This window comes from Flavobacterium salmonis, from assembly GCF_903819435.1.
GTDB classification, from domain to species: domain Bacteria; phylum Bacteroidota; class Bacteroidia; order Flavobacteriales; family Flavobacteriaceae; genus Flavobacterium; species Flavobacterium chungangense.
Genome location: NZ_CAIJDP010000028.1, coordinates 1 through 364 on the forward strand (window position 1 = coordinate 1; position 364 = coordinate 364).

Sequence of the window (364 nt, forward strand, 5' to 3'; positions counted from 1 at the left end):
AAGTTTTGAAGGGAGATATTCAAAAGCGTTGCCGTGAACTTTTAATACAGATATGCGAGGCTGAAGGAATTGAAATTTTAAAAGGAGTTGTGAGTTCAGCTCATGTTCACATGCATATCGAGTATGCACCAAAGCAGAATGTTAGTTCGATTCTAAAAAGTTTAAAAGGACGTACCTGAAGAAAATTGCAAATGGAATTTCCAGATCTTCAAGCCCGTTACTGGGGTCAGCATTTTTGGGCAAGTGGTTACGGAGTTTGGAGTACAGGAAATATTACTGATGAAATGGTAAATGAATATTTAGAGCATCATAGAAGAAAAGAAGGGGATGATAATTCAAATTTCATTCTTGAATGAAATAGAAA

At 35.7% G+C, this 364-nt stretch carries 1 pseudogene; it reads left to right on the forward strand.

Features of this window, described 5'->3' with window-relative positions:
- Positions 1 to 356: pseudogene (gene tnpA, locus FLACHUCJ7_RS00155) on the forward strand (IS200/IS605 family transposase); the annotation flags it as partial.
- Between the last annotated feature and the right edge of the window lie 8 nt (positions 357 to 364).